This is a genomic window from Microbulbifer mixtoriginis (SeqCode) (assembly GCF_052466715.1).
Map to the genome: position 1 here is coordinate 73416 of NZ_CP174288.1, position 14124 is coordinate 87539.

General features: G+C 48.1%; 13 protein-coding genes. 8 read left to right on the forward strand and 5 right to left on the reverse strand.

All coding sequences use genetic code 11. The features are described 5' to 3' along the window. Positions 1–6: 6 nt before the first annotated feature. The 3 genes from ACJJH9_RS00610 to ACJJH9_RS00620 form a co-directional block, all read right to left on the reverse strand. Positions 7–1578, reverse strand: a complete 1572-nt coding sequence (locus tag ACJJH9_RS00610) for a general secretion pathway protein GspF (RefSeq protein ID WP_252083679.1) — start codon at positions 1576–1578, stop codon at positions 7–9. Between the two features lie 159 nt (positions 1579–1737). Further along, positions 1738–4221 (reverse strand): LamG domain-containing protein, encoded by a 2484-nt coding sequence (locus tag ACJJH9_RS00615; RefSeq protein WP_444923957.1) that lies wholly within the window; start codon positions 4219–4221, stop codon positions 1738–1740. A 5-nt stretch (positions 4222–4226) separates the two neighbouring features. Beyond that, on the reverse strand, positions 4227–5453 hold the full coding sequence (locus ACJJH9_RS00620; protein ID WP_252083677.1) for a hypothetical protein: 1227 nt from the start codon (positions 5451–5453) through the stop codon (positions 4227–4229). A 225-nt stretch (positions 5454–5678) separates the two neighbouring features. Between ACJJH9_RS00620 and ACJJH9_RS00625 the strand changes: the two genes are divergently transcribed. Genes ACJJH9_RS00625 through ACJJH9_RS00650 form a run of 6 tightly spaced genes read left to right on the forward strand, consistent with a single transcriptional unit; the run spans position 5679 to position 11693 of the window. Beyond that, positions 5679–8294, forward strand: coding sequence for an HzsA-related protein (locus ACJJH9_RS00625; RefSeq protein WP_444923958.1), 2616 nt, complete (start codon positions 5679–5681; stop codon positions 8292–8294). A gap of 3 nt (positions 8295–8297) precedes the next feature. Next, positions 8298–9188, forward strand: a complete 891-nt coding sequence (locus ACJJH9_RS00630) for an SH3 domain-containing protein (protein ID WP_444923959.1) — start codon at positions 8298–8300, stop codon at positions 9186–9188. Continuing rightward, positions 9158–9811, forward strand: coding sequence for an outer membrane beta-barrel domain-containing protein (locus tag ACJJH9_RS00635; protein ID WP_252083674.1), 654 nt, complete (start codon positions 9158–9160; stop codon positions 9809–9811). The genes ACJJH9_RS00630 and ACJJH9_RS00635 overlap by 31 nt, the downstream gene beginning before the upstream one ends. A gap of 35 nt (positions 9812–9846) precedes the next feature. Next, complete coding sequence (locus ACJJH9_RS00640; protein ID WP_444923960.1) at positions 9847–10323, forward strand: TlpA disulfide reductase family protein; 477 nt, start codon at positions 9847–9849, stop codon at positions 10321–10323. A 4-nt stretch (positions 10324–10327) separates the two neighbouring features. Then, the gene (locus ACJJH9_RS00645; RefSeq protein WP_020414172.1) at positions 10328–10546 is read left to right on the forward strand and encodes a DUF4266 domain-containing protein; all 219 of its coding nucleotides are present in this window, start codon (positions 10328–10330) and stop codon (positions 10544–10546) included. Beyond that, positions 10533–11693: a DUF3570 domain-containing protein gene (locus ACJJH9_RS00650; protein WP_444923961.1), complete on the forward strand. Its 1161-nt coding sequence runs from the start codon at positions 10533–10535 to the stop codon at positions 11691–11693. Before ACJJH9_RS00645 ends, ACJJH9_RS00650 begins: the two co-directional genes overlap by 14 nt. A gap of 76 nt (positions 11694–11769) precedes the next feature. Here ACJJH9_RS00650 and ACJJH9_RS00655 read toward each other — a convergent pair whose 3' ends face one another. Both ACJJH9_RS00655 and ACJJH9_RS00660 read right to left on the reverse strand, forming a co-directional pair. Further along, complete coding sequence (locus ACJJH9_RS00655) at positions 11770–12087, reverse strand: antibiotic biosynthesis monooxygenase family protein (protein WP_444923962.1); 318 nt, start codon at positions 12085–12087, stop codon at positions 11770–11772. A 4-nt stretch (positions 12088–12091) separates the two neighbouring features. After that, on the reverse strand, positions 12092–12424 hold the full coding sequence (locus ACJJH9_RS00660) for an NIPSNAP family protein (protein ID WP_444910719.1): 333 nt from the start codon (positions 12422–12424) through the stop codon (positions 12092–12094). An 86-nt stretch (positions 12425–12510) separates the two neighbouring features. On the opposite strand from ACJJH9_RS00660, the gene ACJJH9_RS00665 reads away from it, so the two are divergent. Both ACJJH9_RS00665 and ACJJH9_RS00670 read left to right on the forward strand, forming a co-directional pair. Continuing rightward, positions 12511–13197, forward strand: a complete 687-nt coding sequence (locus ACJJH9_RS00665; protein WP_444923963.1) for an ArsR/SmtB family transcription factor — start codon at positions 12511–12513, stop codon at positions 13195–13197. A gap of 174 nt (positions 13198–13371) precedes the next feature. After that, the gene (locus ACJJH9_RS00670) at positions 13372–13995 is read left to right on the forward strand and encodes a GDSL-type esterase/lipase family protein (RefSeq protein WP_444923964.1); all 624 of its coding nucleotides are present in this window, start codon (positions 13372–13374) and stop codon (positions 13993–13995) included. Positions 13996–14124 lie beyond the last annotated feature (129 nt).

The window sequence follows — 14124 nt, forward strand, 5'->3', positions numbered from 1 at the left end:
ATCACATTATCTTATAGGGGCAAAAGCGGTCATGCTGTCCCTGAGGGTAACGCTACCGAGACCGTGGTTGGGAAAGATTTTTTCAAAGTTATCTTGTTCACCATGCAAAGCCAGGTAATTCATGACTACCGTTTCTACCAGTAGATTAACGTTGTTGGCGGCGGGACTTGAAGACGTTTCCACGTCCCCGGAGGAACGCATATAACCCAGCTGCTGATGCCTTGCCTGCTCGTCGGCGCTGCCACCGAGTAATTGCGGACGCCCGGCAGGGTTGTATACCAGGAAGAAAGAAGCAGCGGTTTGCTGATTGTCTCCGGTCCACACACCCTTGCCACGACCTTCGACAGAGTCGTCGATCATTCCGTTGGAGAAAACCGAACCATCGCTGAAGACATAAATCATCAGTGGCTGGTTACGACGTGCAGCATACTCCAGGCAGGCGCCAATACAGCGACCAGCACGCAGGTCGCGCATCTCGCCGGTGGCGCGGTCGCCAGTATGGTAGTCGTAGCCGCCCATGGTGATAGTGCCGGCACCGGCATAGCCATTCACCACTAGTTTCATCGTTGAAGCGGTTTTGCGGAATTCTCCATCCCCACTCAGTTCAGCACTGGTAAAAATACCGGAGGGACCGACAATATCCGGGTCGGCTTCGGGGTTTAGATCGGCGGGATTACCGAAGCGGTCCGCCAGGTCGGCGCTCTTCATATAACCGCAGCGCACCATATCCTTGATAATCGCATCGGCTCCCACGCGAGTGTTTACCTTGCCGAGCTTGGCATCAGAAATACGGTACATGGATTCCATCACTGCAACCGTGTCTTCCTGGCTGAGCAGGCCCACCAGGTCGCCCACATCTACGAGGCCGGTAACATCAGAAGGCCTGTCCACTTTGGTTGGGCGAACTTCAGGGTTGATCATTGCCGACGGAGCCATGGAGTTACCACCGGAATCACTGGAGCGAGAGCCGATCAGGGCCAGTAGGGAACCATTGGCCCCGGCCTTGTTGATTCCGTACATGGGGTTGTGAGGATTGTTGCCGGTATCGTTTTCCGAGCGTGCCGGGATCACCGCACCGTTGGTAGCGGTAGCAGTGCCGGAGCTCACTTTTTCCAAGATACCGCGCAACATGCCGCTGTCGCTATGGAAAGCAAGGCCCAGGTCGGTGTTAACAAATCCTTCTCCGGCTGAGGGGATCATATCGCCCGGCAGCCCCTGTTTGTTGTAGCCGGCCGTACCGAGAAAATCCATCTGACCACCCTGTTTGCCTACCAATACATTGGAGCCAGCGATATTGGCTCCACCGGCGAGGTCGAAACAGATAAATGGAATTTTACCGGCGCCAAAAGCGCTAACATCACAGGGGCCGCCGTTACTCTTGCGCAGGTCTTCCAGGTCGGCAGACAGAGCTGCGTGGGCATTATGTGGGTTGGCAAACATACTGAATACAGAGCCACCTAATACTGTCGCCATGCCCGCGCGGAAGCCCTGGGCGAGAAAATCACGACGGGTTACCGGGCGGTGGTGATCCGGGTGGCGTAGGGGCTGGTCCAGCTCAAAATGTTTTTTCTTGCTCATAGTTTTTTGCGGATTTTTTATCCGATGTGCCGGTAAATTATTTTTTAAATTTTTAGCAGATTGTTGAAAATTTTCTTTCGACAATCTGGTCTAGGCTGTGATTAATCTTCCCAGGTACGGTGTTTAAAATCGTACCTGGGCGGCAGCCCGTTTTTTTATTCAGTGAATCAGGATCATAGCGCTGCCCATGGCGGCGGCGCATACGGCTTTGACCGTGGTCTCGGTGCGATCTGCTTCACAACCATTGCCACAGGCAGTCATGGTGTTGATCAGGCTGTTTAATTCTGCTTCTACGGTGCCCAGGTCTGGTGCACTAGACAGCTGCGAGTGGCTGCCGTCATGCCAGTTCATTTCGTGGCCCAATAGGCTTTCCATTAATGGATCAATCACCAGTGCTCGTTTACTAGCGCTGTCAAAAGCTGTATTGGCAGGAGCATTAAAATCAAAACCTGGGAAATAACTTCCGCGCGCATTGGAATCCACCAGGGTGCTGCAGTATTTCACGGCAAGTTGGGTGATACCCATTTGTTGTGCAGCCAGGAATCCGCTGATATCACTGGAGACAGGTAGCTGGCGCTTCACGGCTTCCCAGGTTTCCATCACATCCGGGTGGGCGCTGGAAATGCCGGTGGCGCGAGAGAGGCTGGCGTTAATCTGCTCGAAGCGGCGCAGGCCAATACGCGGTTGGGCCTCCAGGTCTGCTGGCTCCGGTGGTGCGGCAGGTGTGGGCTCTACACGAGTAAAGCTAGCGTTGCCGATACGCTCGAAAGTAAGGAAAAATTCATCTTCCAGGGGGCCTTTATCGAGGGTAATGATAGTGCCAAGCCTTGACAGCTGCTGGCCTTGCAGGGGCACATAACTATCATCGATTTCGGCGGATAATTTAGCCCAAGACTGGCCCACTTCCGCTTCGCGACCATTAATACCGATACGCATGCCTTCGATAGCGATACCTTTCGGATCGACACTTTCATCCAGGCTGATAAAGGTAGGTTCACTGAACAGGTAGGCATAGTTGTCGAACTGTTGAACGGTAAACATTACGTAGCTTTCGGCAATGCCGGTGTGTTCTTCAACTTTAAACAGCAGGAAGTATTTTTCTCCGACACCTACTTCATAGTTGGTGGCAACATCCTCGGCAGAGAGTGCGCGAGAGTGAATCGCCAGCATGCGGATAGAACCCTGCCAGCTATTTCCGTTACTTACTTCACTACCAACCGCTAGGGCAAAGGTGTCGTCCCATGTGCTCAAAAGCCCCGCTTCGCTGGGGTCCATTTCCCCAGTATCTGCGCCGTTTACAAAGAGTTTACGGCCGTTGATCGGGTCAAAGGTCGCGACCACGTGCTGCAAACTCGCCTGTACCAGCTGGTCTGCATCATCAGTCATCAGAGCTGGCATTCCATCCGCATCGGTACTGTCACTGCGGTTCTGGAATATGTAGCTGTACTGCGCCTGGCCTAGGGTGAGGTTGCGAATATCGTCACCGCCGGAATAGGTAACCAAACGTGCGGGACCTTCCTGGGTGACATTGGCTGGTGCAGCCCAAACCTCAATAGAGTATTCGCCGGTGGCAGTGAGAGTTTCGTATAACTTACGGCTGGTTGCCGTAGCGCCCTGGGCTTTACCACCTTTAAGCTGCAAACCCCAGGACTCAATCCACTCCACATCGCCTGAAAGCGCCAAATCAATAGCTGGATTTACCCCGGAAGTGTCATAAGCCGTAGTGCCACTACCGGTTTTAAATTCATATAGGGCGATTGCATTATTTTCTATACGGCCACCACTGCTGGCGACAATACCATCGGTGAGAAGCAGAGCCTTACTAAGGATCCAATTCGGATTGACTTCAGTAGGGGCAATGCTGTCGGCAAAGGCTTGGATAGCCGCCGTCATTTCCGCTGCGTTGCTGGAGCAGTTATCCCAGCAATTGTGAAATTCACTACCCAGGCGTACAGAGAAGCGTGAATCCGCAGGGGTATCCAGGTTCATTTTGCTTTTCGCCGCCTCGTAGGCGAGATCCACATCAGAGCTAGCAAAGTAGGGTTTTTGTGTGAGCGCGGCATCTTCGCTGTGGCAACTGGCACAGTAGTTACGCAATACTGGGTAAACGGTAGTGCCGAAGTTACTACTGGAGACAGGGAAGCTCTTGCTCGCGCCCACATCGCGTTCAATTGGGGCAGTTAGTGTGACTGTATTACTGAGACCGCCGCTGGCTCGAGCCCATTCTTCAATATAATTGGTAATAATTTCAGCGCAGGCATCGTCGCTGGAGAGCCAACAGTTGTGCCCGCCGCCCACCTTGGTTACCAGGCGTGACTCTTCCGGGAGGCTTAGGTTTACCAGTTCACGACCTTCATCGTAAGCTGCATTAATATCGTCACCGCGTACGAAATGGGGGCTCTGCGCGCCCTCTACGTGGCAACTACCACAGCGATTCTGTTCGGCCAGGTTATCCCAGATATAGCGCTTGTACTGTTTGACATCTTCAGTTTCCGGTGCTGGGCCTGAATAGCTGGTGCCGTTATTGGATTGGTTCGTATTTGGCTGCTCTTCTGTATCTTTGCCACTGCCGCCACTACAGGCGGCAAGGAATGCTGCTGTACATAAAAGGGTAGATATTTGCAGGTTCTTAAAAATTTTCATTGTTATTAATCTCCCGCGCAATAAACCGCAGTATCGGCGTATACCTGCTTCAGTTTGTAACCGGAGCTGCTGAAGTTGTTAGTGATGGCTTCTATACGTGCACGATCATTGGCATCTTCAGGATCACGCAAACACACCTGGCGAAATACTTTAGTGACTTGGCAGCTGGCGAAAGCACGACTGTTGGCCAACTCCTCACCGAGAGACTTTGCCCCATTACCGCTACCGGATAGGGCACTATTCCATCCAAGATGCAGGTTGGGGCCCTCACGCCAATAGTTGTCCCAGCGATCGTCGGGAAGCTGGTATCCGTGGGGAAAGTTTGCCGCATTAATGTGGTTTTTAGCTTTCACGCGACTGCCGGTTTCCGGATCTGTATCTCCTGCACCGTTATAGTCGAGTGCCCCGTTGTTGCCCTCTGGGTCATTGTCTGCATCGTAGACATAATCGTAATAGGCGAAGGCTTGGGCCATAGGGTCCATACCGCTGTGACAGCTGACGCAGTTGTTTTGAAATACCCGGCTATCCCCCCCTGGACTGCGACTGACATCCTGGCGAATTCGATCCGGTGAACGTGTGCTGTCTTGCACCTGCTCCATATCCCGGCACATATGGTTGAGCATGGTAAAACGGAACATGGCGCGGTTGGTGCCAGCACTAAAAAAGGCCTTTGCTGCGGCACGACTGGTAATCACACCGGCAGTAGCATCGGCCGGAAGCCCATTAAGGGAAGACTGACTTTGTCTGGTGAGATTTTCTTTCAGGGAATAACCACCAGCTTCCAGAGCTTCGTAGTGATTATTGTTGCTGGTACTGTAACTTGGCAGCCCGGAGACATTTCCGGTATACAGAATATTTGCTGACAGTAATTGGCGAAAATCCATATCGTCCCGGACCATACCAATAACGGTTGCGCTGTAATCATTTAACGGCGCAAACACATCCTGTTCCTCGTTAGTCCAAGGTGTGGCCAGGTTTTTCAGGGTCACATTGTAAAAGTCATCGTGTTGCATTGCCGTATAGGCAGCACTGGCAGGATCGCCATTGGCGATGTCCTCGGCCATATCCAGCAATACACTTTCAGAGGGAATTGTGCCGGTGATACGGCTGTGAATTTGCAGAGCCTGATCCTGAGGGGCCGCAAGGGCTGGGGCACTCCAAAGGCCGGCCCCGATTATTGCGCCTACCACTGTGAGCTGGATCACACGCGCTCGAGACGAATTATTTTTCATTGGTTTATTTTGTCGATGGGGTCAGTGGGGTATGTCAAGGCATACTAAAAGCGAATTTCAGGACTGTCAGAATGACTTTTAATATTTGCGTCCCAGTTGGCAAACTTTTTGTGCGCAACTTGCGAGAATTACCCTCGGCGGTAAAAACCGCACACAGAAATAATGAAGGGCCTTCTGCAAATATTACCGGCATGTTGCTGGTGCCTATGCTGGGTAGAAAAAATAATGAAATCTTTGCGTGCAGTGCCACTACTACTGTTGGTGGCTGCTTGTAGTGGTGGTGGCGGTTCCTCTAGTAGTGGGGAGCAGGCGGAAGATCCTGTAGTGGTGGATTACCCTATTGCCTTCGTGCGTCGCCAGCTTAATAAGGATGATGAAGGAGCCCTAGAGCAAGATAACCAATACCAGCCCCAGGATTTTTTCCCCGGTGCTGAACTGATTCTGAAAGATCGTGCTACAGCAAGTGCTGCAGAGACAGTAATTACCGCAGAAATTTTTACCGGTGATTACGATGTTAAAGATCTCAATACCTCCGCAGATGGACAGCGTTTGGTATTTGCGATGCGCGCACCAGAATTAGAAAATGTTGATGACGATGAACAGCCTACCTGGAATATTTGGTTATATGATCTTGAAACCAAAGAGCTGAAAAGAGTCATACAGTCCGATCTGATTGCGGAGGAAGGGCAGGATGTTGCCCCGGCATTTTTGCCAGATGGACGTATTGTATTTTCCTCTAGTCGCCAGCGTCGTGCCCGCGCTTTGTTATTGGATGATAATAAGCCACAGTTTTCTGCTCTGACAGATGATCAGGATGAGCCCGCTTTTGTTTTACATGTGATGGAGGCGGATGGCAGTGACATTCGTCAGATCTCCTTCAATCAGAGCCACGATCTCAATCCCACAGTATTGAATAATGGACGTATTCTGTTTAATCGTTGGGATAATGCCGCCGGTGTAGACCGTTTAAGCCTATATACCATTAAACCGGATGGTAGTGACTTGTCTTTTCATTATGGTTATCACAGTCAAGAGACCGGCACTGAAAATTCTACTGCCACTTTCTCCAGGCCGCGTGAGATGCCTGATGGCCGTTTACTGGTCAACCTACGTTCGCCTTCGGGAATAAGTTATGGCGGCGATCTGGTGGCCATTGATGGAATCAATTACAGCGAAGCCTATAGTGAAGCCGGCGGTGAGGGGGATCTGGTTGGTCAGGCCTCTATCGCCTTTGCTGAGGTCACAACTGATGGAACCCTCTCTCCCCATGGCACATTCTCCACAGCTTGGCCTTTCTACGATGGTACCAGCAGGTTGTTGGTATCTTGGAGTGAATGCCGCATTGTGGAGGAAGAGACGGAACTGCTACGTCCCTGCCCAGAAAATTTAGGGGAAGAAGAGGAACCGGTATTAGCTGATCCTCTTTACGGCCTGTGGATTTATGACTACGTGGCAGGTACTCAACTACCCATTATCGTCGCGGAAGAGGGTGAAATGATTTCCGAGGGGGTGACACTGGAGCCCCGCGCGGAGCCGGCTTATATTCCCGACCCAATTCCTGGAATAGACGTAGATGGCGATCTAGTGCAGGAATCTGTGGGCATTTTGGATATTCGTAGCGTCTACGATTTTGATGGTGAGGATATAGCGGGAATAGAAACTCTCGCTGATCCTGCTATGACTACTGCCGATGAGCGTCCCGCACGTTTTCTCCGTATTGTAAAAGCTGTAGCGATCCCAGATGACGACACCCTGGACTTTGACGGTTCGGCTTTTGGTCGCAATCGCAGTCAGGGTATGCGTGAAATCCTGGGCTATACGCCTATTCAACCGGATGGTTCGGTACGGGTCAAAATACCTGCCGATACTCCCTTTGCAATATCAGTGATAGATGCCGAGGGTAAGAGAATTTTTGAACAACACAATAACTGGTTACAGTTACGACCCGGTGAGGTACGCAGCTGTGTGGGCTGCCATACCAGTGAGAGTGAAGTGGCTCATGGTCGCGTTGATATGGAGCTGGAATCTGCCTGGAGTGGGTCTCCTACTTCAGCGGCGCCATTTGTAAATACCGAGCCTGCATTACTGGCGGAAATGGGTGAAACCATGGCGCAGTTATTGGCTCGGATTGTTGGAGAAGCTGGATTAAAAGGGGATATACACTTTTCTGATGTCTGGACCGATCCAGCAGTTCGCGTTAAAGACACTGATATTTCTCTGGCTTACGCTGATTTATTGACTGAAATCCCCGCTCCATTAGCCTGCCTGGATAATTGGGGGAGCAGTTGCCGCAGTGTTATTCATTACGAGCAGCATATTCAGCCAATCTGGGAACTGCCACGTCAAGTTGTGGATAATGCCGGTACGGTAATTAGTGATAATACCTGTACTGCCTGTCATTCACCAGTAGATGCCGCTGGTGCTACACGAGTTCCCGCCGCGCAGCTGGATCTGACCGCAAGCGCGTCTTCTGTGAACGATGCTTGGTTTACCTCCTATGCTGAACTACTAGTTGATAGCCCGATATTGGATCTTGTCGGTGGAATTTTAACTCCACGGCTGAGGCAGGAGACGGATAACCAGGGCAACCCGGTATTTGAAACTGATGAAGATGGTAACTTGATTCTCGATGCCAATGGAAATCCTATACCGGTGATGATCGTTGTAACTACTTCTTCTGTCATGGCTGAAACTGCTGCAGAAAGTGCTTTTTTTCCTATCTTTTCGACCGGTGGTGCGCATGCGGGACTCTTAAATCCGGCTGAACTACGTTTAATTGCAGAGTGGCTGGATATCGGTGCTCAGTACTATAACGATCCTTTTGCGGCACCGGCTGACTGATCCATGTCTATTTTAAAGAAATATCTTTTTATTTTCCTGCTGTTAGGAGCCAACTTCCTTTCTTCCTTTGTATTTGCAGAGGAAGTTGGCGAAACACAATCGATCGAGAGTCTGAAAGTCGGTGAATCTTCGGGAGATATCTCTGAGGAATTCCTCTCGGTAGAGGAAAAATCAAAAGCGGTAATTCCCACTGCGATTAATTTGGTCAGCAAGATACCGGATGACGCAGAGCAAGTTACCGTTGGTAATGCATTTATTAACATGTATCGAGGCCCTGGCCGCGGTTATCCGATTTTTCATGTGGCTGAATATGGTGAAAAAATTTGGCTGCTTAAACGCCGTACTGATTGGGTAAAGGTATTGACTGCGCACAATAAGACTGGCTGGGTACGAGTTGCGGATTTGCAAGACATTTATGGTGAGGAGGGTGAGCTGGTGCGGGTTTCCCTTCCCGATTTTAGAAATGTGCAGGCGGGTTTCTTTTATCTGGGCTTATCCTATGGCGATTTTGCCGGAGCTAATTCCTTGGCGACAAGAATCGGTTACCAATTTACCGCTAATTTAGCTACCGAATTGCGTGCTACTCAGGCTGTTGGTGAATTTTCAGATAGCCAGGTTTATCAAATGGCAATACTGCATCAGCCGTTCCCGCGTTGGCGATTATCCCCCTATTTTCTACTTGGTGCTGGTCTAAATATCACATCACCTAACGCAACCATTATTGCTACGGAAGATCGTCAGGACACAGTAATGCTGGCAGGCATAGGCATAAAAACGTATCTATCGCGCCGCTTTGCCATAAAAGCGGAATACACAAACCACTACCTGCTCACCTCGCGGGAAAATAATCAGGAGATAGTCGAGTGGAAACTTGGTTTCGACGTATATCTGTAGGCACTGCAACCCTATCCGCGCTGTTCAGTGCTCAGGCCTGTGTCGCCCAGCAAGGTGAAGACGTTATTGCAGATATTGTCGTTTCAGACTTGGAGCGTCGAGAGGTACGTGATGCACTGATCGACAGTGAAAATATTGAATTGGGCATCTTTGCCGGAGTGATCAATGTAGAAGACTTTGGATCTAATGCCCTCTATGGCACCTCTGTTTCCTACCATATTACTGAAGATATCTTTATGGAAGGCACCTATGCGCAAACTGAGTTGGGTGAATCCAGCTTTGAGCGTTTAAGTGGTGCTGCTCCTCTGTTGACCGATGAGCAAAGGGAACTTAGCTATTACAATTTCTCTCTGGGTTGGAATATTTTTCAAGGAGAGTACTTCATTTCAGATGATTGGGCATTCAATACAGATTTTTATCTGGTGAGCGGTGCCGGCAATACCTCTTTTGCAGATGAAGAGCATTTTACCTACAACTTTGGTGCTGGAGTGCGCTTGTTGGCTAATGATTGGTTGGCATTACGCTTCGATGTACGTGATCACGTATTTGAACATGAATTATTTGGTGAGGCACAATCCACTCATAATTTGTCTACCCAATTAGGTTTTACTGTATTTTTCTAGTTTTTTTAAAAGAATAGTTAATAAGGATTTTTAATATGTTACGACTCGTTGCTGCTTTTATATTACTAATATCGTCGATAGGTATTAGTGCCGCAGAACCCTCCCGAGATTTTACGCTGGCTTCTAACCAAGGCACCAACCTGCGCCTGGCGGAGCAGCGCGGTGAAGTAATTATGCTGAATTTCTGGGCATCTTGGTGTGGGCCATGCCGTCAGGAAATGCCTTTACTAGATCAGTTGCACGAGCGTTATTCCGCCGCTGGATTCCAGGTTTGGGGCGTAAACGTAGATGCACATCGATCTGATGCAGAGAAATTACTGGGAAAAATACCGGTGGACTTCCCCATCTTATTCGATAGCACCAGTGAGGTGAGCAAAATGTACGGTATTGATGCTATGCCGAGTACTGTTTTTATCGACAGAGATGGCAATGTTCGCCATATCCATAAAGGCTATCGCGATGGCGATGAGGCAGCTTATAAGAAAATCATTAAGGAATTAATCCGGGAGTAATAGAATGTTGCGCTACTTGTTGCCGCTGTTGGCGGTATCGCTATTCAGTGGCTGCACAGTAACGCCCTGGGTGGCTCCTTATGAGCGTCAATATCTGGCGGACCCGATTATGGGTTTTGAGAGAGATCCAGTCGCCGCCAGTTATATGAACCATGTTTATGAAGCCCGCGAAGCGGCCAGGGGAGCCGAAGGTGGTAGTGGAGGCGGATGTGGTTGTAACTAAGTTGTTACGTTATTTCTTTATAGTAGGGTTATTTTTGCCTACTTACGCTTTTGCTGCCGTGTTACCTGAGGAGCGAGCTGATAATCTGTACCATGCCTATAGTGGTGGAGGGGTGACCATTGATGGCCCTTCAGTGTTAATTCGTAAGAATATCGGCAACAATGTTTCCTTTTCCGCAAATTACTATGTAGATATGATTTCCGGGGCCTCTATTGATGTTGAGGCAACTGCAAGTGAATATACTGAACGGCGCGATCAGTACTCTCTCGGGGTGGATTATTTGGTGGATAAAACCACCATCAATTTAGGCTATACCAATAGCTCGGAGAGTGATTATGAGGCCCAAACAGTTGGCTTTGGCATTAGTCAAGGATTCTTTGGCGACCTAAGTACTATTGATCTGCGTGTCAGCTATGGTAGTGATGAAGTTTTTCGCAATGATGATGAGTATTTTTCTGATGAAGCCCAACATCGTCGCTATGGGGTGAGCTGGAATCAGATTCTTACACAAAAATTAATTGCTGAATTAAGCATAGAGACAGTTACCGATGAAGGTTATCTGAATAATCCTTATAGGACTGTACGTTTTCTTGATCCAACAGTTCCGCAGGGATTTAGTTATCAACCTGAGGACTATCCAAGGACCAGAAATAGTGATGCGGCAGCTATTAGATTAAAATATCGATTGCCTTACCGTGCATCAATAAAAGGTGAGTATCGCCGCTATGCGGATAGCTGGGGAATAACGGCGGATAATATCGAGTTTCGTTACACTCACCCGCTAGAAGAGCAGGATGAATGGATCTTTGAAGGTAAGATACGCTATTACCAGCAAACCAGTGCCGATTTTTATAGCGACTTGTTTCCCTATTCGAAAGCTACCAGTTTTCGAGCACGTGACAAAGAGTTGAGTAACTATACCACGCTAGCACTTGGTATAGGTGTATCTTATGAATTGCCACAACGCTGGTCCCTGCTTAATCGCAGGAATACTATAAACCTATATTGGGATCATATCCTGTTTGACTACGAGGATTTCCTCGATGTTACGGTGCATGGTGATAGTACGGCTATTACTCCGGGAAGTGAACCTGCCTATAGTTTCTCTGCGAATGTTATTCGTCTCTTCTGGACTGTGCGCATTTGATATTTTAAAACCCCCTCAATGGGAGAGTATGCTCCCCCATTGAGGATAGTGGTTGAATTTGGAAGAAAAGAGCCAATTACTGATCATCGGCTCGATGAATATCGTAATCCTTTATTACTGTGGCAATCCGTATCCGGTAGTGATCAAAGAAACTGACTCTACCCAATTTCTGAGCTTCCCGATGTTGGTTCTGGCGCTTCCAGGATTGTACGGCTTGCTCGTCCCGCCAAAAAGAAAGTGAGAGAAAGTTGTCTGGGTTGTTGAGGCTCTGGAATCTCTCCACCGAGATAAATCCATTTATATTTTTGAGATACTTTCTCAGTTCCCGGGCCTTGGAAAAGTAGACTTCTTTGCTGTCATTTTTAGGTTTAACTTCAAAAATTACCGCGATCACCAGTTTATCCTCCCCTCAAGCGTATATAAGTAGATGGAACTGCTGTAAGGAATGAGCGCTTTTCCTCCAGGATAAATTGTTGATTTTGAGCAAATAGAAAATTGTCATGGCCACCTTCCGATGATTTCAGTCGTATTCTATATTTCTCATAGCTCGCCAGACTATCGAAACTAATCAGGCCAAATGCACGGTTATTGGTGCCTTCATAGGGTAGAAAATAGCCTATTAGCTCTCCTCCACATTCAGGGATAATTTTGCCCCAGTTCTCCGCATACTGTCTAAATTCATCGAGCTGATAGGGATTAATACGATACTCGATAAAACAGGTGATCGTCATAGGTTTTGCCTCTGTTTGGAATTCATTGCATTCTATGACACTAATTTTTTTATGCTTCGATCTACAACGAACTATCTGGTGTGTCTATGGAGCCTGATATATCTCTGGTGGCGGGTTTGATTGGTGATAAGACTCGCTCGAAAATGCTAATGGCACTGATGGGTGGCAAAGCCCTGACGGCAACTGAGTTGGCCTGTGAAGCTGATATCAGTGCTCAGACAGCGAGTACGCATTTATCCAAACTCACCGAAGGGGGTTTACTGGTGGTGCGTAAACAAGGGCGTCATAAGTATTTTCAATTGCGCGATTATGAGGTAGCAGAGTTACTAGAGAAACTACTTAATATCGGTAGTGCTCCGGTGCAAGGAAGTATTGATACTGGTCCTAAAGACCCCGATGTTAGGAAAGCTCGAATTTGTTACGATCACCTGGCAGGAAGTCTCGGCGTAGCCCTATACGACTCTCTAATGGCAGAAAGTGTCATCATCGAAGAGTTTCAGAGTACGAAATTGACTGAAAGCGGCAAGAAATTTTTCCGTAATCTAGGTGTTGATATTGGTGGATTGAAAAATACTCGGCGTCCATTATGCAAGTCTTGTCTAGACTGGAGTGAGAGACGCAATCATCTGGCTGGCACCCTGGGTCAATGGATATTAGAGGATGCATTTCGAAAAAAATGGGCACGAAGGAGGGTGGATTCTCGTGTGATCGATTTCTCGAGCCTTGGGCTTAAGAAATTCTTGCATAACTATCGAATATCATTTGATTGTTGAATCTTGGTGCAGGCGGTAAGTGGGTATATTAACCGCCTGTTAAATGATAAATTTAATGCTATTTTGAATGGCGGCTCTTTAAGACCTTGTTTCATATATTGTCGGAGCTCTATTTTTTTATTGGTGATGACCTCTAGCGAATATATAAGTTTATTTACCTTATAGGTTATTCCTATGAATAGAAGAGTACCCAAAAAAATCGCTTTTATTGGTTCCAGTTCTATCTATGGTCGAGGTGATACCGAGTTGGGCGGTTTCGTGCAAAGGATTCGTTTCCGCTTCGAACCTTTGAATCCCAAAAACCTAGTCTACGCCCTGGGAATATTTGGTGAAAATGTTGTATCGCTTACTCAGCGGGTATCATTGGAACTTTCTGTGAGAAGGCCACATTTAATAGGGCTTTACCCCGGTTTTAATGATATTTGTCGCATTGGTGGAGCAGAAGCACAGAATACGGTAACTCTAGATTTTTTTCGTCAAGCGATGTTAGAGCTACTGCAAGCATCTAATTCGATTGCCCCCAGCTTTGTAATGACAGGTATTCCTTTCGATGAGCAGAGAACAACGCCTTACCGTAACAGTGATAGTTATTTCTTTCGTAAAGATGCACAGCTTTATAGTCAGGTGGTTAGAGAAGTTGCCTTTAATGAGGAGGTCCCTGTGCTGGATTTTGAAAGTTTATGGTGCGCACTTGAGATTATTCCACTGCTTTCTGAGGATGGTCTCCATGCTAACCCGGCTGGGCATCAGTTACTTTGTGAGCAAACCTGGGATTTTATTTCGAGAAATTATTTATAGAGCGTCTACTTTGATTAGATATGCGTTGAGGTTCTTTCAACGGTTTATATCTGATCGATATTTTTAATTTTTGTTGCGAAATTTCCATTGTCGCCTAAGAATGTTGAAGAAATTTGATAAAAGGAAGTA

Excerpts from the sequence above, each read along its gene's own strand:
- ACJJH9_RS00645 (WP_020414172.1), top strand. The coding sequence starts at position 10,328 with ATGTTGCGCTACTTGTTGCCGCTGTTGGCGGTATCGCTATTCAGTGGC.
- ACJJH9_RS00615 (WP_444923957.1), bottom strand. The coding sequence starts at position 4,221 with ATGAAAATTTTTAAGAACCTGCAAATATCTACCCTTTTATGTACAGCA.
- ACJJH9_RS00660 (WP_444910719.1), bottom strand. The coding sequence starts at position 12,424 with ATGACGATCACCTGTTTTATCGAGTATCGTATTAATCCCTATCAGCTC.
- ACJJH9_RS00620 (WP_252083677.1), bottom strand. The coding sequence starts at position 5,453 with ATGAAAAATAATTCGTCTCGAGCGCGTGTGATCCAGCTCACAGTGGTA.
- ACJJH9_RS00625 (WP_444923958.1), top strand. The coding sequence starts at position 5,679 with ATGAAATCTTTGCGTGCAGTGCCACTACTACTGTTGGTGGCTGCTTGT.
- ACJJH9_RS00640 (WP_444923960.1), top strand. The coding sequence starts at position 9,847 with ATGTTACGACTCGTTGCTGCTTTTATATTACTAATATCGTCGATAGGT.
- ACJJH9_RS00665 (WP_444923963.1), top strand. The coding sequence starts at position 12,511 with ATGGAGCCTGATATATCTCTGGTGGCGGGTTTGATTGGTGATAAGACT.
- ACJJH9_RS00670 (WP_444923964.1), top strand. The coding sequence starts at position 13,372 with ATGAATAGAAGAGTACCCAAAAAAATCGCTTTTATTGGTTCCAGTTCT.
- ACJJH9_RS00630 (WP_444923959.1), top strand. The coding sequence starts at position 8,298 with ATGTCTATTTTAAAGAAATATCTTTTTATTTTCCTGCTGTTAGGAGCC.
- ACJJH9_RS00610 (WP_252083679.1), bottom strand. The coding sequence starts at position 1,578 with ATGAGCAAGAAAAAACATTTTGAGCTGGACCAGCCCCTACGCCACCCG.